Source organism: Kribbella sp. NPDC051586 (assembly GCF_044453965.1).
Lineage (GTDB): Bacteria > Actinomycetota > Actinomycetes > Propionibacteriales > Kribbellaceae > Kribbella.
On record NZ_JBITDF010000006.1, the window covers coordinates 556,708 to 578,528 of the forward strand.

A 21,821-nucleotide genomic window follows, 5' to 3' on the forward strand; every position below is an offset into this window, starting at 1 on the left:
CTTCCGTTCGTTGGTTGTTTCCGCAACGAACGTAGGTCTGCGGCCCGGGTCGAGAGATCCGTGCCGAGTACCCAGATCCCGCGCGCGCCGACCTAGTTCCTGCCTAGTTGCCGGCAGGGTCCGGCCGGCCGGGAGCGTCGAGCAGGCCGCGACGGCGAGCCTCGGCGGCGACCAGCGTGCGCGATCCGACCCCGAGCTTGGCGAGGACCGCGGCCACATGGTGCTCGACGGTCCGTGGCGAGATCACCAGGTGCGCGGAGATGGCCGCGTTCGACTGCCCGCTCGCGACCAACGTCATCACCTCGCGCTCACGACGCGTCATGCCGGCCGCGTCGGAGCGGGTCGACGGCTGCGCACCGGCAGGGATCGCGCGCAGGCCGAGCCGGCGCATCTGCCGCCGCGTCAACCGTGCGGCCGCGACCGCGCCGATGGCGTCGAAGCGGCGTAGTGCCTCCCGCAGCCCGGGCTCCGAACCGGAGTCGAGCAGCGCGAGGGCGGCGTCGAAAGGACTGCCGAGACCGTCCCAGAGTTGAGCGGCCCGATCGAAGTCCCCGCTCACCAGGCGGGCGTGTGGCTCCGGGAGCCTGGCCGGCGCCGGCGTCACGACGGCGCCGAGTCGGACCTGCCACGTCGCGATCTGACCCTGGATCCAGTCGTGTGTCCGGTCGACCTGGACGCTCCCGACGGCGATGTCCTGCAGCGCAGCGTCGGGATCGCCCGCCAGCCAGTGCGCTTCCGCCCGCGCGGACCGGGTCAGTCCGATCAGGTCGGGGCGCCCGGTCGCGTCGGCGCTGGTCACGGCTTCGTCCAGGTAGGGCCACGGATCGCCATCGCCCCGCCGGGCCAGGACCCGCCCGAGCGCGATCGCGGCCGAGAGCCGGTTCAGCGGCGAGGCGCCACTGGCGAGAACCTGCCGGCACACGTCGGCTGCCTCGTCCCACCGGCCGAGGCCCAGCAGGATCTCGGCCCAGGTAGAGCGCAGGTTGATCCCGAACCGGACCATGCCGGCCTCGTCGCAGAAGGCCGCTCCGAGGACGTAGTACGACTCGGCCTCGGCGTGCCGGCCGAAGTCGCTGAGCGCCGTACACAGGTTCGCGTACGCACGCGCCGTCTGTTCGCGGGCCCCCAGGTCCAGCGCGATGTCGAGCGCGTGCCGCAACAGGGGCATCCACTCGTCGCCGCGCGTCCACGCGACCACGGCCGCGGTGTTCGCGACGTCGCTCCGGACGTCCGGGAGGTCCAGCTCATCGGCCAGGTCTCCCGCCTGGCGCAGCAATGACGAGGCCGCTTCGATCTCGCCGTGGTGACTGCGCAACTGCGCGAGGTGTGCGTAGGCACCGGCGAGCTCGGGGGTCGCGCCGCCATCGCGAAGGACGCCTACGGCCGCGATAGCAAGCTCCATGGATTCGGGACCACGGCACAGGCGCCACATGGTCGCGGACAGCGCACGCATCGCGTCGCCCAGCCGAGGTGGATCGGCGACCTCCGTCCACAGCTCGAGCGCGCGCTGACCGGCGTCCAGAGCCAGCTGCCAGCGCTCGATCACGGATGCCTCGATCGCAAGCCGCGAGTACAGGTCGGCGGCCGTCCGCGGCGCCAGGTCTCCGGCGAAACGCAGCGCGGCCTCGAAGTGCTCGACGGCCTCACGGTGTGCGCCGAGGCCGGCTGCTCGCCGCCCGGCGGCCGGTGCATGAAGCAGTACGGCGTCCCGATCGCCGGCGCCGTCGGCATGGGTGGCCAGCAACGCCTCGTCGGTGCCGCCCGAACGCAGGATCGCCGCGAGGAGCTGGGCGTGCAGGGCAGCTTCGCGGTATTCGGGGACCTCGCTCAGCACAATCCGCCGGTTGATCTCGTGGCGGAACCGCAGCGTTCTCGCTTCGCTGACGAGCGCACCGGCCGCGACCAGCTCGTCCAGATCGGAGGTCGTCGTACCCAGGGACTCCAGCAGCTCGACGTCGATGCGGAGCCCGGCCACGGCGACGAGGTCGAGGACGGCTCGCGCCGAGTCGCTCAGCCGCGCGACCCGGGCGAGCACGGCGGCGCGCGCGGAAGCGGGCAGCTCGCCGGCGGACTGCACGAGCTCCTGCACGAAGAACGCATTCCCACCGCTCAGCCGGTACACCTCCTCGGCCGCGAGCCCACTGTCGGCGGCGAGGATCGCGACCGCGCCCTCCGACAGTGCTGGAACGGTGACGCGGCGCATCGCTCGCTCGCCGGCAAGGCCGCCCAGCGCGATGCGCAGCGCCTCGTCCGACCCCAGCGCGTCGTCGCGGAAGGTGATGAGCAGCAACGACCGCGTCATACGGATCCGGCGGCCGAGGAACCGGACCAGGTCGAGCGTGGATTCGTCGGCCCAGTGCAGATCCTCGATCGCGACGACGACCGGCGTACCGGGAGCTGACAGGCGGCGGAGCAGGAGGGAGAACAGCTCGTCGCGCCCTGAGCCGTTGCCGCATGCCTCGAGTAGGTCACCGCCCAGTTCTTCGGCGATCTCGAACAACGGGCCGAGCGGCCGCGGGGTGATCAGGCCGTCGCACGTACCGCCGGCCCAGCGGACATCGGCGAGGTCTCGTTGCAGCTGTTCCAGCAAGGCGGACTTACCGGCACCGGCCTCGCCCGAGATGAGAACCACTCGCCCCTCGCCGGCACGAGCCTGTTCCGCGTACTGCGTCAACGCCTCGAGAGCGCTGTCGCGCTCGAGCAAGAGCATGGCCCCAGTGTGGGACGGGCTCGAGCGAACCGTAAACACCGGACGCCGGAATGGGTAGCGCGGCCCGGAAGGTGGGTGGATCCGGCACCGAAGTGCGGGCCGGCTGCCGATCCGCACGGGCAGCCGTCGGCAGGACGCTCGGCTGGTGAGCGGTTGTCGCTCGCGCTCGGTTACGGAGGAACTCATGCTGCATCCCTATCTCAGCCAGGCGCTGGCCGAAGCCAAGCACCAGGAGCTGATCCGGCAAGCGGAGCGTTATCACCTTGCCCGCGCGGCGCGGTCCGGACGCCCCTCCCGGCTCACCCGATGGCTACGCACAGCGCGGGCACGACGGTTTCTGTTCGCTACGTGGTTTCGACCATCCACAGGTGGCCGTCCGGGTCGGTGAAGGTGCCGAAGTACGCCCATGGCTTACGCGCCGGCGTGGTCACCTGCACCGCCCCGGCAGCGACCGCTCTGGCGACAGTCGCGTCGACGGCGGCCTCGCTGTCGACGCTCACGGTCAGGATGCATTCGCTCTGGCCGTGCGGTGCAGCGGGCTGGTCGCCGAGCACCCAGCCGAAGCCTTCGGTCGGGATCAGCATCATCCGTACGCCGTCGGACAGCTCGAACTGCAAGGGCTCGGGGATGCCGTCGTCGTCCAGCTCGCCGACCGGCTTCAGGCCGAGGGCCTCCTGGAAGAAGGCGTACGAGCGCGGCCGGTCCTCGATCGGGAGGCTGATGATCATCGGGTCACTCCAGCGGTGAATCGGGCGGCATCGGAGCCGGACAGGTGGTTCGGTGGGAGGGTACGGCCGCACAGGACCAGCAGAAGATCCTGGGCGGCGCCGGACAGCGGTGTGCCGGCGCCGTAGGTCCAGTCGAGGTCGGTGGCCCGCAGCTGGACGCCGGTGAGGTCGACGCCGAAGTACTTGACCTGGCGGGGGTTCAGGTCGTCGAGGATGAAGTGCAACCGCTCGGCGGGCACCTGCCGATCGATGCCCAGTGCAACGGTCACGTCCAGGCCGTGGATCACGTCGTGGGACAGTGCGCCGACATAGCCGCCACCCGGCGGCTTCCACGGGTGGTTGACGTTCTGGCGGAGGCACTCGACCAGGTCCGCCGAAGACAGCGCGCCGGCGTCCGCGCGGGCCTGCCGGTCGGCGTACCGGTCGAACTTGCCGCCGGCCCGGATCAGCCCGGTCAGGAACCGCGGCATCGAGATCCGGTACGGCATGGTGATGTGCGCAACCAACTCCCGCACCCGCCACTCCTCGCACAACGTGGGCTTGTCCCAGTCGTCCTCCGGCAGTCCGGCCAGCACCTCCGCCAGGTCGGTCCGCTCACCCGCCACTGCGCTTCTGATATCCGTCATACTCCACCGACGAACGACTCAGGCCCGCACAGACACCTCATGCAATCTCTTCTCCAAATACCTGCGCTCCGCATCGGTAGTCGCCAGCCTGAGCGCCTCCTGGTACGCCGCCTGCGCGTCGGGCCAGCGTTCGAGGCGACGGAGGAAGTCGGCTCGGGTGGCTGGAAGGAGGTGGTATCCAGCCAGAGGCCCGTCGGCAAGCTCTTGCACAAGACGGAGCCCGACAGCCGGTCCGTCCGCCATACCGATCGCGACGGCGCGGTTCAGTGCGACGACCGCGGTCTGTGGGAGCTGGGAGTACAGAGCGGCGATCTGCGGCCAGTCCGTGTCCGCTGCGGTGCGAGCGGTCGCGTGGCAGGCGGCGATGGCGGCCTGCACTTGGTACGGGCCTGAAATGCCACGGTCGAGCGCCGAGTCCAGCAGGGCGACGCCCTCGGTGATCTGGCTGTGGTCCCAGCGGGTGCGGTCCTGCTGCTCGAGAGTGACGAGGGCACCGTCCTCGGCAAGCCGCGTGTCGCGCCGTGCATCATGCAGCAGCATCAGAGCAAGCAGTCCGGTGGCCTCGGGCTCGGATGGCATGAGCTGGACGAGCAGTCTGGCCAGTCTGATCGCCTCACCACTCAGATTGCTCCGGACAACGTCGGAGTACCCCTCGTTGAAGAGCAGATACAGCACCGCGAGTACGGCGGGCGTGCGCTGCGGCAGCAGATGCGCCGGCGGGACGCGGTACGGGATGCCGGCGTGCTGGATCTTCTGCTTCGCGCGGGTCAGTCGCTTCGACATGGTCGTCTCCGGGACCAGGAACGCCCGCGCGATCTCCGCAGTACTCAGACCGGCCAACGTGCGCAGCGTCAACGCGACGCGCGCCTCCATGGCCAGTGCGGGATGGCAGCAGGTGAACATCAACCGCAGGCGATCGTCGGGTACGTCGTACGGCGGGTCCGCGTCAGAGGTGATCGCCGCGACCTCACGCAGCTTGGCCGCACCGACGGCCTCCCGCCGCAGCCAGTCGATCGCGCGATTGCGGGCGGTCGTGGTCAACCAGGCGCCGGGCCGGTCCGGTACGCCGTCGACCGGCCACCGCTGCAGGGCTGCGGCGAACGCCTCCTGAGCGCACTCCTCGGCCAGCTCCCAGTCACCGGTCACCCGGATCAGAGTGGCGACCACCTGGCCCCACTCCTGCCGGTAGACCTCCTCAAACGTCAACCGGTGGCTCCAGCAGCGGGCGGATCTCGATGGTGCCGTAGCCCGCCGCGGGGTGCTTCGACGCGATCTCGATCGCCTCGTCGAGGTCGGCGCAGTCGATCAGCACGAAACCGCCGATCTGCTCCTTCGTCTCGGCGAACGGCCCGTCGGTGAGCAGCACCTCGTCGTCGCGCACCCGCACCGTGGTCGCCTCGGCCGGCGGCCGCAGCCCCGCACCGCCCGCCACCACGCCCCGGGCCTCCATCTCCTCCGACCAGCCGCCGCAGCCGTCGTTCGCGTGCGACTCGTCACCACAGATCATCAGCAGGTACTTCACCGGTCCATCGTCGCAGGTCTAGCGTCGACAGCAAGGGAACTTCTCTCGGGAGGGGCAGGCGATGACAGGGCGGATCGTGCACTTCGAGGTGCCGTACGACGACGGTGAGCGAGCGCGGACGTTCTACCGCGACGCGTTCGGGTGGAACCTGATGGAGATGCCCGAGATGAACTACACGATGGTGTCGACCGGACCGCTGAACGAGCAGTCGATGCCGGCCGAGCCCGGCTTCATCAACGGCGGGATGTACCAGCGGACCGGCGAGCTGACCCGCCCGATCCTGACCGTCGACGTCCCGGACATCGACGCCGCCTGGAAGACGATCGAGAGCCTCGGCGGCGAGCGGGTCGGCGAGAAGCTGCCGGTCGGCGACATGGGCTTCGCGGCGTACTTCAAGGACCCGGAGGGCAACGTCCTGGGGCTCTGGCAGACCGCCTAGGCCCCCGCTCATGGCCACTTCCTGAAGGAGAACATGAAGGCGATCGTCATCCGGAGCAAGCTCGACCTGATCGAGACCGAGCTGCCGACCCCGGAACCGCAGGCCGGCGAGGTTCGCCTCCGGATGGCGTACGGCGGGATCTGCGGATCCGACCTGCACTACTACCACGAAGGCGCGAACGGCTCGTTCGTCGTGCGCGAGCCGCTGGTGCCCGGTCACGAACTGTCGGGCACCGTCGACCTCGACCCGTCCGGCGACCTTGCGCCCGGCACCGCGGTGACGATTCATCCAGCCACCTTCGGTACGCCGGAGCCGGGTATCGAGGACCGTCCGCACCTGTGGCCGAACGGCGCCTACCTCGGCAGCGCGTCCACCTGGCCGCACACCCAGGGCGGGCTGAGCCAATTCGTTGTCGTAGACAAGCACATGCTCCGGGCCCTGCCCGCCACGCTGCCGCTGCGGCGCGCGGCCCTGGCCGAGCCGCTCGCGGTCGGACTGCATGCGCTGCAGATCGCCGGCGGTGTGCAGGGCCGGCGCGTCCTCGTGTCCGGCTCGGGCGCGATCGGCCTGCTGACGGCGTCGGCGGCGCTCGCTGCCGGCGCGATCGAGGTGGTCACGACCGACGTTCTCCCCGGGCCACTGCAGCGAGCGCGGGACCTCGGAGTGCACAACACTCTCCAGGTCGGCAGGGACGAGATCCCGTCGGGGTACTTCGACGTCGTCCTCGAATGCACCGCCGTACCGGCCGCGATCAGCACCGCGATCGATGCCGCCCGTCGCGGCGGAATCGTCGTACTCGTGGGCATCCCGGCCGACGAGCCGCGCGGCGTCAACCTCGCTCCGGTCGTCTCCCGCGAACTGCAGGTGCGCGGCACGCTGCGCTTCAACAACGAGATCGACCACGCGATCGAGCTCCTGAACGCGAATCCAGGACTCGAACGCGTCATCACCCACGAGTACCCGGCAGACCAGGCCGTCGAAGCCTTCGCCACCGCGACCGACTCCGACAGCTCCGGCAAGGTCCTGCTTTCCCTCTGGCTCTAAACCACACGCCCCGCTCCGCCCCGCAGCCCGTGCGCTGCGGCTGGGTGGCGGGTTGTTTTCTCGCTGGCGTGCAATAACAGGTCAGCGAAGAAACAACCCGCTGGCGGAGCGGGGCGTGCGACGGGGACGCTCGGGCTGCGGGAGGGGACGTGGCTCCGGCTCCGCGGTGAATCGCTCAGGCTGGACGGGCTTCCGGCCGGGGCGCGGCTGTTCCGCCGGGGTGCGGCGGCCGAGGAGATCGCGGTCGGCGGCGACCTGTCCGAGCTGATGACGCTCACGCCTCGGTTCGACGTACACCAGTAGTTCACAGTGGAGTGCCTAGACTGCGAGGTGTGTTGGCTCCGGTGGTGTCCTCGGGAGGACTGAATGCCTGACCGTATCCAGACCATTGCGTATCCGGCGCCGGGGTCGCGGCCGTCGCGGCGGGATCCGGATCCGCTCGCGCCGCATGTGATCGTGCTGTTCGGGGCGACCGGTGACCTCGCCAAGCGCAAGTTGCTGCCTGGGCTGGCCTATCTGCAGCAGTCCCGGTTCACGCCCGACGTACGCATCATCGGTACGGCGACCGAGGAGATGACGTCGGACGAGTTCCGGTCCCGCGCGCGGGAGGCCATCGAGACGTTCGGCATGCACAAGCTGAGTGACGAGCAGTGGTCGCAGTTCTCCGAGACGCTGGACTACGTGCCGGTGACGGCCGGTCCGGAGGCGCTGGCGAGCGCGGTGAAGGCGGCCGAGCAGCACCTCGGCCCCGACGTACGCCGGTTGCACTACCTGTCGGTGCCGCCGAAGGCAGCCCAGTCGGTGATCGCGATGCTGCGCGACGCGGACCTGGTGGACCGGGCCCGGGTGGTGATGGAGAAGCCGTTCGGCGACGACCTGGCCAGTGCGATCAAGCTCAACGACTTCGTCCACGAGACCTTCGACGAGTCGCAGATCTTCCGGATCGACCACTTCCTCGGCAAGGAAGCGGCGCTGAACATCCTCGCCTTCCGGTTCGCCAACGGACTGTTCGAGCCGATCTGGAACCGCAACTTCATCGACCACGTGCAGATCGACATCCCGGAGTCGCTCGGGCTGGACCAGCGCGCCACCTTCTACGAGCCGACCGGCGCGTTCAAGGACATGGTCGTGACGCACCTGATGCAGGTGATGTCGTTCGTCGCGATGGAGCCGCCGACCGCGCTGGAGCCGCGGGCGATCTCGGAGGAGAAGAACAAGGTCTTCCGCTCGATGCTGCCGCTCGACCCTGCCTGTGTGGTGCGCGGTCAGTACGGCGGCTACCGCAGCGAGGAGGGCGTCGCGCCCGACTCCGACACCGAGACGTTCATCGCGCTGAAGGTCGAGATCGACAACTGGCGCTGGGCCGGCGTGCCGTTCTTCCTGCGCACCGGCAAGAAGCTGGCCGAGGGTCAGCGGATCATCTCGATCGCCTTCAAGGAGGCGCCGAAGACGATGTTCCCGGCCGGCTCCGGTGTCGGCTCGGAAGGCCCGGACCACCTGACCTTCGACCTGGCCGACTCCTCCCGGGTGTCGCTGTCGTTCTACGGCAAGCGCCCCGGCCCGGGCATGCGGCTGGAGAAGCTGTCGATGCAGTTCTCCACCCAGGAGACCGAAAGCGCCGGCGACGTACTCGAGGCGTACGAGCGGTTGATCCTGGACGCGATGCGCGGCGACCACACCCTGTTCACCACCGCCGAGGGCATCGAGTCGCTGTGGGACCGCTCCGCTCCTCTGCTCGACGACCCGCCGCCGGTCAAGCCGTACCAGGCGGGCACCTGGGGGCCGAACGCGATCCACCAGCTGATCGCGCCGCGTGCTTGGCGCCTCCCCTTCGAGCGGGAGTGGCGGGAGTAGGTCCTGTCTGGCGATGGATCACCAGACAGGACCTTAGTTAGGCTGCCCGCATGCGGGAGATTCTGGTCATCGGCGTCGGTGCGGGCGATCCGGAGCAGGTGACGATGCAGGGCGTGTCGGCGCTGAACCGGGTCGACGTGTTCTTCGTGCTGGACAAGGGCGAGGTGAAGCAGGAGCTGGTCGACCTGCGGTCCGAGATCCTGCGGCGGTACGCGACGTCGAAGGACTACCGGGTCGTCGTCGGCCGGGACCCGGAGCGGGATCGGTCGGCTTCGGCGTACGTCGAGGCTGTGGACGACTGGCGGCGACGCCGGGCCGACGTGTGCGCGGGGATGATCGCGTCTGAGCTGGGCGAGGACCAGGTGGGTGCGTTCCTGGTCTGGGGCGATCCCTCGCTTTACGACAGCACACTGGCGATCCTGGACGACATCCAGGCGCGGGGCGAGCTTGCGTTCGAGGTCGAAGTGATTCCGGGGATCAGCAGCGTGTCGACGCTGGCGGCGCGGCACCGGGTCGGATTGAACCAGGTCGGTCGGCCGATCCAGATCACGACCGGGCGGCGGCTCGCGGCCGGCTGGCCGGAGGGGGTGGACGACGTCGTCGTGATGCTCGACGCGCAGACGGCGTTCACCGAGCATCTGGATCAGGACGCGGACATCTACTGGGGCGCGTACCTCGGGACGCCGGACGAGATCCTCATCTCCGGCCCGCTGCGCGAGGTCGCGGCCGAGATCGAGAAGGCCCGCGCCGAGGCCCGTGACCGCAAGGGCTGGATCATGGACACCTACTTGGTACGGCGGTCGGTGGGACCTAGACCAAAGGTGTAGGTCGTCTGGACTTCGGACCGACGCGGGGATGCGAGGGGCTGGATGAGGCTCCTGGCATGAAGAAAATCTTGGTGGGTTTGGTGGCCGGCTTGGCGCCGGTGGGGTTGCTGGTGGGCCTCGCCGGGCCCGGTGAAGCGGCCCAGCAGAACGTCGTGCGAACCGACAACGGGCAGGTGGCGAGCAGGACCGTCGGGGACGCGCAGGTCTACGACGGCATCCCGTACGCCGCTCCCCCGGTCGGCGCGCTGCGCTGGAAAGCGCCGCAGCCGGCGAAGCCCTGGTCCGGCGTACGCGGATCGAAGCTCGGCAACGTGTGCCCGCAGCAAGCGAACTCGGAGGCGCCGGACGGGTCGTCGACCGAGGACTGTCTCTACCTCAACGTGACCACCCCGACTAAGCCCTCGACGAAGCCCCGCGCGGTCGTGGTGTGGATCCCCGGTGGCGGGTTCTTCTCCGGCGCCGGCAACAGCTACGAGGCGTCGAAGTTCGCCGCCCGCGGCGATGTGGTCGTCGTGACGGTCAACTACCGGCTCGGCATCTTCGGCTTCTTCGGGTACCCGGGGCTGCCGGGATCCGGCACGTACGGCCTCCAGGACCAGCAGGCCGCGCTGCGCTGGGTGCAGCGCAACGCCCGCGCGTTCGGCGGCGACCCGCACAACGTCACTGTCGCGGGCGAGTCCGCCGGTGGCATGAGCGTCTGCGCCCAGCTGACCTCTCCGACCGCCACCGGCCTGTTCTCGAAGGCGATCATGCAGAGCGGCTCCTGCGCGTTCAACTGGGCCGCCAACAGCCAGTACCCCGGTCAGGCCGCGGACTCCCCGTGGATCCCGGCCAGCACTGTGCAGGCCAACGGCAAGGAGTGGGCCGCCGACAACAAAGCCAAGCTCGGCTGCAAGCCCGGCCAGTCCATGCTCGACTGCCTCCGCGCCGCGAAGTCCGACGTACTGGTCGACGAGACGCTGCAGTTCACCCAGATCGGGTACGGCGGGACTGCCGTCGTACCACTGTCACCCGCTCGCGCACTGAAGGCCGGCCTGTTCCACCGGGTGCCGATCATCTCCGGGAACAATCACGATGAGGCGAACGGCTGGCTGGCCGCGTTCGGCGACATCAAGGACTACCCGCAGCTCGTGAAGAACATGGTCGGTGCTGAGAAGGCCCCGCAGGTGCTGCGGCACTACCCGCAGAGCAAGTACGAATCGCCGGCTGCAGCCTGGGGCGCTGTCACCACGGACCGGATCTGGTCCTGCACGCAGGTCGCGTCGGACCAGCAGGCGGCCGCGAAGGTGCCGGTGTACGCGTACGAGTTCGCGGACAAGCACTCACCGATCGCACCGCCCGGACTGGGAGCCGCACACGCCATGGAGCTGCCGTACCTGTTCCGGCTCGGCGGATACGACTTCCCGATGTCAGAAACCCAGCAGACGTTGTCGAACCAGATGATCGACTACTGGACGGCGTTCGCCCGGACCGGCAATCCGAACGGTCCGGACCGACCGCACTGGTCGCCCAACGGCGTACGCGCGGTCAACGGCCTCTCACTCGCACCGACTGACCAGACCGGCATCAAGCAGGTGAATCTGAGCGCCGAGCACCAGTGCGGATTCTGGTCAGGCCTTGGCTGAGGATCTCCTCCACACCCGCATGGCAATCGGCGACAGGAGTAGCAAGAGGAGCGCGTAGAAGTTCACTCCGGGAACGAAGGCCGCCAGCACGAAGGCGACCACGGTCAACCCGGTCAGCAGCAGGGAACCGACCAGGTCCCCTTTGCTGACCGGGTTGTCCGGCTTCTCGAGCTCCTTGTGCCCGCGGATCATCCACGTGATCGCGGACTGGCAGATGCTCAGCGCCAGGATCGTGCCGGTGTACACGCCGGCCGTGAACCGGTCGCTCGGGAAGGCGCCGATGATCTCGGTCGGGAACGGCAGCACGACGATGGTGAGCAGCCAGAGCAGGTTCAGTCGCATCATCGCCGTGGTGTACGCGCGGACATGTTCGAAGACCCGGTGGTGGCCCAGCCAGAAGTTGGCGATCACCACGAAGCTCAGCAAAAACGTGAACAGCTCCTGCCGGTGGTCACCGATCACGCTGACCGCGTCGCCGCCTTCTGCCTTCACCTCTGGCACCAGGTCGACCAGCGGCAGCACCAGCAGCGTGATGGCGATCGCGACGACCGCATCGGTGAACAGGACCAGACGGTCGGGGTCTCTCGACGTACTCACGGCCGACACAGTAGCGGTCAGGTGTGTCGCTGACGGAGCAGGCTGATCGACATGACGGCCGCGGCGAAGACGAAGCCGGCAGCAGCGAGCCATGCGGCGCCGTACCCGTCCCTCAGCGCTTGGAGTTCGCCGAGGTCGAGTCGGTGCGCGGTGGTCGACGCCGCGAGGGTTGCCAGTACTGCGGTCCCGATCGCTGCGCCGGCTTGCTGGGCGGTGTTGTTCAGTCCGGACGCCAGTCCGGCGTCACTGGCGTCCGCACCGGCCATGGCGAGCATGATCGCCGCCGGGATCGCGACGCCGATACCAGCGCCCATCACTGCGAGCACAGGGCCGACGTTGACGAGGTACGAACCGTCGACCGGCGCCTGGCTGATCCAGAGCAGCGCCAGCAGGAACACGACCAGTCCGGCGATCAGCATCTTGCGTGCACCGAAGCGGACGGTGAGGCGCGGCGCCAGGGACAGCGACATCAGCGCGTTCATGATCGGCGCGGGGAGGAAGGCCAGGCCGGTGGTGAGCGAGTCGTAGCCCAGCACGCGCTGCACGTACAGAGCAGTGGTGAACTGGAAGCCGAATCCGGCTGCGAAGAGCAGGACAACCACCACGTTGGCCACGCTGAGCTGGCGGCGGCGGAAGATGCGCAAGGCAAGCAGTGGGTTCTTGATCCGCGCCTGGCGTACTACGAAGGCAGCCAGCAGGACGATCGACGCGGTCGCCTGCAGGAGCGTGCGGGTGAGCGTCGCATGCGGCTCGGCGGTCTGGACGATCGTGTACACACCCAGCGAGAGACCTGCGGTCACCAGCACGGCGCCCAGGACGTCAGCGCCGTTGGCGAGGCCCAGCCCAGGTTGATGAGTCAGCAGCCGCGCTGCGAACAGCAGCGAGACGAGTCCGATCGGGACGTTGATCAAGAACGCCCAGTGCCAGCCGATGGTCTGGGTGATCACGCCACCCAGGATCAGTCCGATCGACGCGCCACTCGCGGCGGTGAAGCTGTAGACGCCCATCGCCCGCGCCTGCTCGCCGGGAGCCGGGTACAGGTTCACGATCATGCCCAGGATCACCGCCGAGGCCAGCGCTCCGCCGACGCCCTGCAGGAACCGCCCGGCGATCAGCACTTCCGCGTTGCCTGCCACCCCGCACAACAACGACGCAGCGGTGAACAACCCGAGCCCCGCGACGAAGATCCGCTTGCTCCCGATCAGATCCCCGATCCGCCCTGCGAGCAGGAGCAGGCCCGCGAAGGCGATCAGGTACGAGTTCATCACCCATGCCAGTCCCGCCTGCGAGAACCCCAGGTCTCCTTGGATCGTCGGCAACGCCACCGTCACCACGGTCCCGTCGAGGATGATCATCAGCTGCATCACGCACAGCACCACCAGAGCCTTGGCCCGCCCTCGCAGCGCCGGCTCCACCATCGCGTCCACACTCACGGTCTTCTCCTCAGTCGGTCCGATTGAAAAGACCATAGCAGATCGTTCTGTAGTAGACGATCTTTTATCGAACGACTTCCTGAAAATGGGCTGCCGCTTGCCCGGGGGCGCGGTTAGGGTCGCTGGATGAGGGACGAGCCGACGGAGATCTCGGGCGACCTGGTAGCCCGGATCCTCAAGGAACACTGGGGTTTTGTGGCCGAGGAGGTTGTCTACGCAGCCGTCGGGTTCGGCAGTTATCACTGGATCGCCTCCGGGACCGACGGGCCGCGCTGGTTCGTGACCGCCGATCGGGTCGGCTCGGGCGGCGGGCAGGTGATCGAGGCGGCAATGCGGACGAGCAAGGACCTGGCCGACCGCGGCTACGAGTTCGCCGTGGCGCCGTTGCCCGATCGCAGCGGGCAGCTCCTCCGCGAGGTACTGCCAGGTTGGACGCTGGTCGTCCTGCCGTATCTGCAGGGGTGGAGTACTCCGGACGGTGACTGGGAAGACCCGGCGGAGCGGGAGCAGATCGCACGGATCGTCGGCCGGCTACACGCGGCTCCGGCGCCAGAAGCCTTGCAGCGTTGGGATTTCGCCATACCTGACCGTGATGCCCTGCTGGTGGCACTCGCCGATCTCGACCAGCCCTGGTCTGCTGGGCCGTACGCCGAGCGGACCCGACTGCGGCTCGCTGACGCACACGAGTACGTACGCAGCCGACTCGAGTACTACGACGCGCTCGTGCGCGAGGTCGAGGCCTCGGACGAGCCGTGGGTCGTGACGCATGGTGAGCCACACAGTGCCAACGTCCTTCGCACGGTCGATGGCGAGATGCGGCTGGTCGACTGGGTGACGGTGCGGCTCGCGCCGCGCGAACGCGACCTCGTCGCGGTCCTCGGCGGGCCGATCGACGTACTCCCGGCGTACCAGTCGGAGGCCGGTCCGGTCAGTCCGCGCGCCGCGGCTATGGAACTCTTCGACGTGCGGTGGTCGCTGGCCGAGATCGCGTCGTACGTGCAGCTGTTCCGGCAGCCGCATGTCGACTCGGAGGACAGCAAGGAGTCGTGGCGGGAGCTGACCGTGTACGTGCCCGGATAGCTCAGCCGGCGCGCTGGCGGGAGCGGCGGACCGGCTGGGCCGTGACCGGGGTGGAGAGCGGGCCGTCGACGAGCGTGGTCACTGCGTCGATGAAGGATTTGCGTTGCGCGGCGGCCAGGGTGTCGAGGGCGTCGGCGTGGACCCGGTCGACGATCTTCTGGCCCTCGGCGGCGATCTTGGCGCCGGCGTCGGTGACGGCGATGATGCGGGCGCGGCGGTCGGTCGCGGACGGTTTGCGTTCGGCGTACCCGGCCTTCTCGAGCGCGTCGACGGTGACGACCATCGTCGTCTTGTCGAGGTACGCGAGCTCGGCGATCTGGATCTGGGTCCGCTCCGCCTCGAGCGCATGCCGCAGCACGCACTGCATCCGCAGCGTCAGCCCGACCTCCGCCAGCGCCGCGGACAACTGCGTCTCGAGGACATGACCCGCGTGCGTGAGGTAGCCGGTCAGGTCGGGCACGGTACGTTCCGGAAGATGCGCCATACCTTCGAGAGTAGCGCGGAATCATCTGCCCCCAGATAATCCCGCGCTAGATCATTCCTCACGGCCGCCGTCAGCAACGCGCCGGCGATCGCGGGAATGCGACGGCTTGGTCGCCGTCCACCGCGGTGTCGCGAAATCGCGAGCTTGGCGGTTCGGCAACTAGTTCGCTCGTAACTATGACCCTTCTGGAAACCCGTACGCCGACCGTTCGGTGGTTCGGAGTCGTCGCGGTGACGCTCGGGATCTTCGCCATCACCACCACGGAGATCCTGCCCATCGGCCTGCTCACTCCGATCGGTGCGGACTTCGCGCTCACTCCAGGACGCACGGGGTGGTTGATGACCATGCCCGGGCTGGTCGCCGGTGTCGCCGCACCGGTCGTCACCGTCGCCACCGCCCGCCTGGACCGCCGTCTGATGCTCTGCGCGCTGATGGTGCTGCTGGCTGCCGCAGGCTTCCTCGCTGCGACCGCATCGGTCTTCTGGCTCGAGCTGGTCGCCAGATTCCTCGTCGGGCTGACCATCGGCGGCTTCTGGTCGATCGGCGCCGGCCTTGCCGGACGCTTGGTCCCGCAGCGCTGGGCACCACGCGCGACGGCGGTCATCTTCTCGGCGGTGCCGCTCGGCTCAGTACTCGGCGTACCAGCAGGCACCTTTGTCGGCGAGCTCGCCGGCTGGCGTACGTCGTTCGCCGCGCTCGGAGTACTCGCGGTAGTGGCGCTGGTCGCACTGCGGACCACTGTGCCTCCACTACCGCCACTGCAGGTCACGCGAGCCGCCGTACTCCGGCAGGCGCTTCGCGGTAGCCGCAACGCCCTCGTCGTGACCTGCTTGATCGTCACAGCACACTTCGCGGCCTACACGTACGTGACGCCGTTCCTGCGGGACGTCGTACGCCCGGAGCTCATTGGGCTGTTCCTGCTGATCTACGGAGCCGCGGGTCTGGTCGGCAACCTCCTCGCCAGTACTACGGCTGTCCGGAACCTAAGGGCCACCTTTGCCACCTGCGCCGGGTTGATCGCAGCGGCGACCCTGCTGCTGCCGCTCGCGGGTCACACCGCCGCTGGAGCCCTTGTATTGCTCGTGGTCTGGGGACTCGGGTACGGCGGCATCCCGGTCTGCTCGATGAGCATGTTCGCCCAGGCCTCACCGCAGTCGCGTGAGGCGGCGACGGTGTGGTTCACGTCGTCGTACCAGGCGGTGCTGTCGATCGGTGCACTGCTCGGCGGGATGGTGGTCGACGCATGGTCCCTACCGGTGACGATGGTGGCCGGCGGTGCATGTGCGGCGCTGGCAGTCGCGGTGCTGCTGTGGTCCAGAACACACGAGGCCACGGGGACGTAGCATCGCGGGCATGGCCCGGACCGAGACCGATCGATGCCCTGGTGTGCTGGCGGTGCACCAGGCGGCAGACGGCGGTCTGGCTCGGGTCCGCGTGCCGGGTGGACGGCTGACCGCACAGCAGCTCGAGGTACTGCGAGTCGCTGCCGCCGAGGTGGGTGACGGCCGACTAGAACTCACTTCTCGCGGGAACGTGCAGATCCGCGCGCTCAGAGAAGACGGTCCACGAGAGCTGTCGGACCGGTTGTTCGGAGCTGGCCTGCTGCCGTCGATCGCCCACGAGCGCGTCCGCAACATCCTGGCCTCGCCACTGTCCGGTCTGGACGAAGAGTCGCGGTACGACGTACTGCCGGTGGCGATCGCGCTGGACCAAGGGCTGTGTGCCCGGCCGGGGTTGGCGGAGCTGCCGGGACGGTTCTTGTTCGCTCTGGACGATGGGCGCGGCGATCTGGCCGACGTGCAGGCTGACGTTGCTGTGCTGGCGCTGGACGACCGGAGTGCTGTGCTGAGCCTCGGCAGCCGCGGTGTGCGGGTCGGGTGGGCCGAGGTACCGGACTTGATGCTGACTGCCGCGGAGGCCTTCCTGGACGTGCGGGATCAGGAGTGGCGGATCGCTGAGGTCGCAGGCGGCGAGGAGCAGCTCCTCCAGCGTCTCGGCTTGAAGGCATCCGAGGCGCTGGAGATGAAGCCCACGCGCGTGACAGCTGGTCTGCACGGGACGGCGCTGGTGGTCACCGTTCCGCTGGGCAGCCTGACGCAGGACCAGGCCGCTGCGCTGGTTGAGACGGCGGACGAGATCCGGGTCACCCCGTGGCGCTCCGTCGTGGTGCCGGCGACAGCTACCGGCCTGGAAGACGCTGGGCTGGTCACCACCCCGGACTCGGTCTGGGAAGGTGTCACTGCCTGCGCAGGTCGGCCGGGCTGCGCGAAGGCTCTGGCGGACGTCCGCGCAGACGCTTCCCGCCTGATGCCCACGTTCCCACGTGACGGGCGGCGGGTGCATTGGGCCGGGTGTGAGCGGCGATGCGGGAAGCCGGCGGATGGGTTTGTGGATGTGGTTGCGGTGGGCGACGGCTACTGGGTGGATGGGGTACGGGTGTGAGCTACGAGTACGTGCGAGACGGCGCGGAGATCTATCGGCGGTCGTTTGCGACGATCCGGGCCGAGGCGGCGCTCGACGGGTTGCCGGCCGACGTGGCGCAGGTCGCCGTACGGATGATCCATGCCTGCGGGATGACCGACCTGGTCGCCGATCTGGCCTGGTCGCCGAACGTCGTGAAGAGCGCCCGGGCCGCGCTGCAAGGCGGTGCGCCGATCCTGTGTGACGCGCAGATGGTTGCGGCCGGCATCACCCGGCGCCGGCTGCCGGCGGACAACGAAGTGATCTGCACGCTGCCGGACCCGCGGACGGTCGGGCTCGCGCAGGACCTGCGGACGACGAGGAGCGCGGCTGCGGTCGAGCTGTGGGATGAGCACCTGGAAGGCGCAGTTGTTGCTATCGGCAACGCTCCGACGACGTTGTTCCACCTCCTCGACCGGCTCGCCGCCGGTGCGCCGCGGCCCGCCGCGATCCTCGGGATCCCCGTCGGTTTCATCGGTGCCGCCGAGTCGAAGCACGCCCTCGCGGCGAACGAGCTCGACCTGGAGTACCTGATCGTCCGGAGCCGCCGCGGCGGAAGCGCGATCACCGCCGCGGCCGTCAACGCGATCGCCAGCGAGGAGGAATGATGACCGGCAGACTCTGGGGTGTCGGACTGGGCCCGGGTGATCCCGAGCTGGTGACGGTCAAGGCTGCCAGGCTGATCGGCGCCGCTGACGTGATCGCCTTCCACAGCGCACGGCACGGGCGGAGCATTGCCCGCGGGGTGGCCTCGCCGTACCTGACACAGGGCCAGATCGAGGAGCACCTCGTCTACCCGCTCACCACCGAGACGACGGACCACCCCGGCGGGTACCAGGGCGCGATGGACGACTTCTACGCCGACTGCGCCGCCCGGCTCGCCGCGCATCTCGACGCCGGCCGCGACGTCGTCGTGCTCGCGGAAGGCGATCCGCTCTTCTACGGGTCGTACATGCACATGCACAAACGCCTCGCCGACCGCTACCCGTGCGAGGTCGTCCCGGGCGTCACCTCGGTGAGCGCGGCAGCCGCAGTACTCGGACGGCCGCTGTGCGAACGCGACGAGATCCTCACCGTCCTCCCCGGCACCCTCCCACCGGACGTGCTCGCAGAGCGCCTCCGCGAGACCGACGCCGCCGCCGTGATGAAGCTCGGCCGCACCTTCACCGGAGTCCGCGAGGCGTTCGAGCTGGCCGGGCGAGCGGACGAGGCCTGGTACGTCGAGCGCGCGACCACCGACACCCAGCGCACTGCGCCGCTCAACGAAGTCGACCCGGACGACGTCCCGTACTTCTCCCTCGCCCTCCTCCCGAGCCCCATCAACAACACCTTCGCTCCCCCGACGACCAAGACCGCCACCGAAGGCTCGGTGACCGTGGTCGGCCTGGGACCGGCCGGACCGGAGTGGATGACCCCGGAGGTCCGCGCCGCGATCGCCGGCGCCGACGACGTGATCGGCTACACCACGTACGTCGACCGCCTGCCGGACCGCGCCCGTCAACGCAAGCACGGGTCCGACAACCGCGTCGAGTCCGAGCGGGCCGCATTCGCGCTCGACCTCGCCCGGAAGGGCTCCGCAGTGGTTGTCGTCTCGTCCGGTGACCCCGGTGTGTTCGCCATGGCCAGTGCGGTCACCGAGGTCGCGTCGGAGCCGGAGTACGCCGATATCGCCGTACGCGTGCTGCCCGGGATGACCGCCGCCCAGGCCGTCGCCAGCCGCGTCGGTGCGCCGCTCGGGCACGACTACTGCGTCCTGTCGCTGTCGGACCGGCTCAAGCCGTGGGAGGTGATCGCCCAGCGGCTGACCGCGGCGGCCGCGGCCGACCTGGCGATCGCGATCTACAACCCCGCCTCGAAGTCCCGCACGTGGCAGGTCGCGGCGACCCGCGACCTGCTGCTCGAGCATCGCTCCCCCGGTACGCCGGTCGTGATCGGCCGGGATGTCGGCGGCCCCGAGGAGACGATCACCGTGACAACACTGGCCCAACTCGACGCCCAAGCGGTTGACATGCGGTGCCTGCTCCTGGTCGGCTCGTCACAGACCCGCACAGTGTCCCGCCCCGACGGCCCGCTGGTCTTCACTCCGCGCCGCTACCCGGCGACGGAGAGTGAGGCCGCACCAGGAGCCGGTTAAATCCGCGCCCTGGCTGTGTCGGGCGCGATCCGGACGGGTAGGGACCCGCGCGGAAGCCGACCAGTGAGGAGCCAGCGGACATGAGTCAGCAGTACCCGGGTGACGCAGGCAGCACAGGCAGCATGGGCAGCATGGGCAGCGCGGGCAGCACAGCCACGATCGCCACACCCGTCGGCGAGGACACCACCACGCAGCGGTACGAGGAGGCCCGGGCCGCCGCGAGCAGGGCGATGAGCACGATCACGATCCCGGAGCCGCCCGGCGCTGGGCCTGCCGAGCCGGAGGTCGCGACGGAGCTGCTGTCGTACCGCGGGTTCAAGTTCGGCGCGGCGTTCTTCGGCTGGCTGATCGCGATCTCGATGTCGGTCCTGCTGCTGGCAGCCGTGTCCGCGGCCGCGCTCGGGACCGCCGAGATCCTCGACTACACCACCAGCGACGCGAAGGCACAGCCCGGTGCGGCGCTGATCACCGCGGCGGCTGTCTCGACGTTCATGCTGATGATCGCCTTCTACACCGGCGGGTACGTCGCCGGCCGGCTGGCCCGCTTCGACGGCGGACGGCAGGGATTCGGGGTGTGGATGATCGCGCTGGTGGTCGGCGTGATCGCGGGCGGCGCCGGCTGGGTGCTGGACAACCAGTACGACCTGGTCGGCAGGATCAACTGGCCGGACGTGGCGCTGGCCGACAACACGCTCCTGCTCGGTGGCATCGTCGCGGCGGCCGCACTGCTGGTCCTCACGCTGCTGACGGCGATCCTCGGCGGCAAGAACGGCCGGCGGTACCACGACCGGATCGACGAACTGCTGGACTAAGGGGTTTTGCTGCGGGGTACCGGGCTTTTGCACGGGGCTGCCTGGCGAGGAGAGACCGCTATGACCCAGCAGCATGAGGAAGACACGCGGATCGAGCGGATCGATCCGTCCGAGACGTACGACGACGATCGAACCACCACGTCGTCCGGCCGGACCGTCACGCCCACCCGGGACGCGGTCGATCCGGCGTACCGCGGGTTCAAGGGCGGCGCGGCCTTCTTCGGCTGGATCGTCGCGATCGGGCTGATCGCGCTGCTCACCGGGATCGTCGGCGCGGTCGCGGCCGCGGTCGACTACGCGCTGACCATCGACTGGAACAACTCCGCCGGCACCATCGGGATCGCCTCCGGCGCAGTCCTGCTGGTGATCCTGGCGATCGCGTACTACAACGGCGGGTACGTCGCCGGCCGGCTGGCCCGCTTCGACGGCGCCCGGCAGGGCTTCGGCGTCTGGATGATCGGGATCATCGTGACCGCGGTGGTCGCCGGTGTCGCGGCGGTGGCCGGCTCGCAGTACGACGTACTGGACCGGGTCGATCTGCCGTCGGTGCCGATCTCCGACCACACGCTGACGACCGGCGGAGTGGTCGTGGTGATCGCGGCTGTGGTGATCACGCTGCTGGCCGCGCTGATCGGCGCGATGGCCGGCCAGCGGTACCACAAGCGCATCGACGTGAGCTGACCGGAGGCAACCGGACGGCGGATGGCCCTGATCCGTCGTCCGGCTCACGCTTGCCCCGGCCCGCTCGATCCGCGGAGGATGCCGGAATGACACGCACCGCTCTGGTCGTCGGAGGCACTAGCGGGATAGGCGCGGCCACGGTACGGCGTCTCGCGGCCGACGGCCTGCACGTCGTGGCAGCCGGCCTCGGCGCTCAACCGACCGAGGTGGAGCTCGACCTCGGGCACCCGGGTGACCTCGAGGCGCTGATCGGCTCGCTCGGCTCCCTCGACGTACTGGTCAACACGGCCGGCATCATCCGGCGGGGCGACGAGCACCGGTCGGAGGTCTTCCGCGAGGTCGTGGAGATCAACCTGACCGGCGCGATGCGAGCCGCCGAGGCCGCGCACGACCTCCTCGCCGCGAGCAGCGGTTGCATCGTCAACGTCGCCTCGATGCTGAGCTACTTCGGTGGTCCGCTCGTCCCGGCGTACAGCGCGTCCAAGGGCGGGATCGTCCAGCTGACCAAGTCGCTCGCCGTCGCCTGGGCCGCCGACGGCATCCGGGTGAACGCGGTCGCACCGGGCTGGATCGCCACCGACCTGACCACCGCGCTGCAGTCCGATCCGGCCGCCTCCGACCGGATCCTGTCCCGTACGCCGATGGCCCGCTGGGGCACGCCCGACGAGGTCGCCGGCGTGATCGCGTTCCTGTCCGGCCCGGACGCGGGCTTCGTCACCGGCGCCGTCGTACCCGTCGACGGCGGCTACCTGAGCATGTAGGAGA

General features: G+C 69.3%; 21 protein-coding genes. 13 read left to right on the forward strand and 8 right to left on the reverse strand.

Annotated elements, in window-relative coordinates:
• Positions 1-103 precede the first annotated feature (103 nt).
• From ACIA58_RS40570 to ACIA58_RS40590, 5 genes are all read right to left on the reverse strand, one after another.
• Positions 104-2,710 carry an AAA family ATPase gene (locus tag ACIA58_RS40570; protein WP_396409201.1) on the reverse strand — a complete coding sequence of 869 codons (2,607 nt, stop codon included), beginning with the start codon at positions 2,708-2,710 and terminating at the stop codon, positions 104-106.
• Positions 2,711-3,054: 344 nt separating this feature from the next.
• Complete coding sequence (locus ACIA58_RS40575; protein WP_396409202.1) at positions 3,055-3,438, reverse strand: VOC family protein; 384 nt, start codon at positions 3,436-3,438, stop codon at positions 3,055-3,057.
• Positions 3,435-4,064, reverse strand: coding sequence for a maleylpyruvate isomerase family mycothiol-dependent enzyme (locus tag ACIA58_RS40580; RefSeq protein WP_396409203.1), 630 nt, complete (start codon positions 4,062-4,064; stop codon positions 3,435-3,437). The genes ACIA58_RS40575 and ACIA58_RS40580 overlap by 4 nt, the downstream gene beginning before the upstream one ends.
• Positions 4,065-4,082: 18 nt before the next feature.
• Positions 4,083-5,270 (reverse strand): RNA polymerase sigma factor, encoded by a 1,188-nt coding sequence (locus tag ACIA58_RS40585; protein WP_396409204.1) that lies wholly within the window; start codon positions 5,268-5,270, stop codon positions 4,083-4,085.
• A complete protein-coding gene (locus ACIA58_RS40590) occupies positions 5,260-5,586 on the reverse strand; it encodes a YciI family protein (RefSeq protein ID WP_396409205.1) in 327 nt (108 codons plus the stop codon). The genes ACIA58_RS40585 and ACIA58_RS40590 overlap by 11 nt, the downstream gene beginning before the upstream one ends.
• Before the next feature lie 61 nt (positions 5,587-5,647).
• Between ACIA58_RS40590 and ACIA58_RS40595 the strand changes: the two genes are divergently transcribed.
• From ACIA58_RS40595 to ACIA58_RS40615, 5 genes are all read left to right on the forward strand, one after another.
• A complete protein-coding gene (locus ACIA58_RS40595) occupies positions 5,648-6,025 on the forward strand; it encodes a VOC family protein (RefSeq protein ID WP_396409206.1) in 378 nt (125 codons plus the stop codon).
• A 33-nt stretch (positions 6,026-6,058) separates the two neighbouring features.
• The gene (locus tag ACIA58_RS40600; RefSeq protein ID WP_396409207.1) at positions 6,059-7,069 is read left to right on the forward strand and encodes a zinc-binding dehydrogenase; all 1,011 of its coding nucleotides are present in this window, start codon (positions 6,059-6,061) and stop codon (positions 7,067-7,069) included.
• Between the two features lie 366 nt (positions 7,070-7,435).
• Positions 7,436-8,923 carry a glucose-6-phosphate dehydrogenase gene (zwf, locus tag ACIA58_RS40605; protein WP_396409208.1) on the forward strand — a complete coding sequence of 496 codons (1,488 nt, stop codon included), beginning with the start codon at positions 7,436-7,438 and terminating at the stop codon, positions 8,921-8,923.
• Positions 8,924-8,973: 50 nt separating this feature from the next.
• The gene (gene cobF / locus ACIA58_RS40610) at positions 8,974-9,750 is read left to right on the forward strand and encodes a precorrin-6A synthase (deacetylating) (RefSeq protein WP_396409209.1); all 777 of its coding nucleotides are present in this window, start codon (positions 8,974-8,976) and stop codon (positions 9,748-9,750) included.
• A 56-nt stretch (positions 9,751-9,806) separates the two neighbouring features.
• Entirely contained in the window at positions 9,807-11,375 is a 1,569-nt protein-coding gene (locus ACIA58_RS40615; protein WP_396409210.1) for a carboxylesterase/lipase family protein, read from the forward strand.
• Here ACIA58_RS40615 and ACIA58_RS40620 read toward each other — a convergent pair.
• Entirely contained in the window at positions 11,361-11,972 is a 612-nt protein-coding gene (locus tag ACIA58_RS40620) for a TMEM175 family protein (protein ID WP_396409211.1), read from the reverse strand. The two genes, ACIA58_RS40615 and ACIA58_RS40620, sit on opposite strands and share 15 nt — an antisense overlap.
• 17 nt (positions 11,973-11,989) lie before the next feature.
• Positions 11,990-13,405, reverse strand: a complete 1,416-nt coding sequence (locus tag ACIA58_RS40625) for a DHA2 family efflux MFS transporter permease subunit (RefSeq protein ID WP_396409212.1) — start codon at positions 13,403-13,405, stop codon at positions 11,990-11,992.
• A 126-nt stretch (positions 13,406-13,531) separates the two neighbouring features.
• On the opposite strand from ACIA58_RS40625, the gene ACIA58_RS40630 reads away from it, so the two are divergent.
• Complete coding sequence (locus ACIA58_RS40630; RefSeq protein WP_396409213.1) at positions 13,532-14,485, forward strand: phosphotransferase enzyme family protein; 954 nt, start codon at positions 13,532-13,534, stop codon at positions 14,483-14,485.
• Between the two features lies 1 nt (position 14,486).
• Here ACIA58_RS40630 and ACIA58_RS40635 read toward each other — a convergent pair whose 3' ends face one another.
• Positions 14,487-14,969: a MarR family winged helix-turn-helix transcriptional regulator gene (locus ACIA58_RS40635; RefSeq protein ID WP_396409214.1), complete on the reverse strand. Its 483-nt coding sequence runs from the start codon at positions 14,967-14,969 to the stop codon at positions 14,487-14,489.
• A 176-nt stretch (positions 14,970-15,145) separates the two neighbouring features.
• Here ACIA58_RS40635 and ACIA58_RS40640 point away from each other — a divergent pair, with 176 nt between their 5' ends.
• The 7 genes from ACIA58_RS40640 (at position 15,146) to ACIA58_RS40670 (ending at position 21,817) form a co-directional block, all read left to right on the forward strand.
• On the forward strand, positions 15,146-16,312 hold the full coding sequence (locus ACIA58_RS40640; protein ID WP_396409215.1) for an MFS transporter: 1,167 nt from the start codon (positions 15,146-15,148) through the stop codon (positions 16,310-16,312).
• Positions 16,313-16,322: 10 nt separating this feature from the next.
• Positions 16,323-17,411, forward strand: coding sequence for a precorrin-3B synthase (locus tag ACIA58_RS40645; protein ID WP_396409216.1), 1,089 nt, complete (start codon positions 16,323-16,325; stop codon positions 17,409-17,411).
• Complete coding sequence (locus ACIA58_RS40650; RefSeq protein ID WP_396409217.1) at positions 17,408-18,037, forward strand: precorrin-8X methylmutase; 630 nt, start codon at positions 17,408-17,410, stop codon at positions 18,035-18,037. The genes ACIA58_RS40645 and ACIA58_RS40650 overlap by 4 nt, the downstream gene beginning before the upstream one ends.
• Entirely contained in the window at positions 18,037-19,563 is a 1,527-nt protein-coding gene (locus tag ACIA58_RS40655) for a precorrin-2 C(20)-methyltransferase (RefSeq protein WP_396409218.1), read from the forward strand. Before ACIA58_RS40650 ends, ACIA58_RS40655 begins: the two co-directional genes overlap by 1 nt.
• A gap of 80 nt (positions 19,564-19,643) precedes the next feature.
• Positions 19,644-20,375, forward strand: a complete 732-nt coding sequence (locus tag ACIA58_RS40660) for a hypothetical protein (protein WP_396409219.1) — start codon at positions 19,644-19,646, stop codon at positions 20,373-20,375.
• Positions 20,376-20,435: 60 nt separating this feature from the next.
• Positions 20,436-21,056 carry a hypothetical protein gene (locus ACIA58_RS40665; protein WP_396409220.1) on the forward strand — a complete coding sequence of 207 codons (621 nt, stop codon included), beginning with the start codon at positions 20,436-20,438 and terminating at the stop codon, positions 21,054-21,056.
• Between the two features lie 86 nt (positions 21,057-21,142).
• Positions 21,143-21,817 (forward strand): SDR family NAD(P)-dependent oxidoreductase, encoded by a 675-nt coding sequence (locus ACIA58_RS40670; protein WP_396409221.1) that lies wholly within the window; start codon positions 21,143-21,145, stop codon positions 21,815-21,817.
• The last annotated feature ends 4 nt before the right edge of the window (positions 21,818-21,821 follow it).

Coding starts and splice junctions, on each gene's coding strand:
- ACIA58_RS40670 (WP_396409221.1), top strand. CDS start 21,143: ATGACACGCACCGCTCTGGTCGTCGGAGGCACTAGCGGGATAGGCGCG.
- ACIA58_RS40645 (WP_396409216.1), top strand. CDS start 16,323: ATGGCCCGGACCGAGACCGATCGATGCCCTGGTGTGCTGGCGGTGCAC.
- ACIA58_RS40630 (WP_396409213.1), top strand. CDS start 13,532: ATGAGGGACGAGCCGACGGAGATCTCGGGCGACCTGGTAGCCCGGATC.
- ACIA58_RS40570 (WP_396409201.1), bottom strand. CDS start 2,710: ATGCTCTTGCTCGAGCGCGACAGCGCTCTCGAGGCGTTGACGCAGTAC.
- ACIA58_RS40580 (WP_396409203.1), bottom strand. CDS start 4,064: ATGACGGATATCAGAAGCGCAGTGGCGGGTGAGCGGACCGACCTGGCG.
- ACIA58_RS40660 (WP_396409219.1), top strand. CDS start 19,644: ATGAGTCAGCAGTACCCGGGTGACGCAGGCAGCACAGGCAGCATGGGC.
- ACIA58_RS40640 (WP_396409215.1), top strand. CDS start 15,146: ATGACCCTTCTGGAAACCCGTACGCCGACCGTTCGGTGGTTCGGAGTC.
- zwf (WP_396409208.1), top strand. CDS start 7,436: ATGCCTGACCGTATCCAGACCATTGCGTATCCGGCGCCGGGGTCGCGG.
- ACIA58_RS40655 (WP_396409218.1), top strand. CDS start 18,037: ATGACCGGCAGACTCTGGGGTGTCGGACTGGGCCCGGGTGATCCCGAG.
- cobF (WP_396409209.1), top strand. CDS start 8,974: ATGCGGGAGATTCTGGTCATCGGCGTCGGTGCGGGCGATCCGGAGCAG.
- ACIA58_RS40635 (WP_396409214.1), bottom strand. CDS start 14,969: ATGGCGCATCTTCCGGAACGTACCGTGCCCGACCTGACCGGCTACCTC.
- ACIA58_RS40600 (WP_396409207.1), top strand. CDS start 6,059: ATGAAGGCGATCGTCATCCGGAGCAAGCTCGACCTGATCGAGACCGAG.
- ACIA58_RS40575 (WP_396409202.1), bottom strand. CDS start 3,438: ATGATCATCAGCCTCCCGATCGAGGACCGGCCGCGCTCGTACGCCTTC.
- ACIA58_RS40665 (WP_396409220.1), top strand. CDS start 20,436: ATGACCCAGCAGCATGAGGAAGACACGCGGATCGAGCGGATCGATCCG.
- ACIA58_RS40595 (WP_396409206.1), top strand. CDS start 5,648: ATGACAGGGCGGATCGTGCACTTCGAGGTGCCGTACGACGACGGTGAG.
- ACIA58_RS40615 (WP_396409210.1), top strand. CDS start 9,807: ATGAAGAAAATCTTGGTGGGTTTGGTGGCCGGCTTGGCGCCGGTGGGG.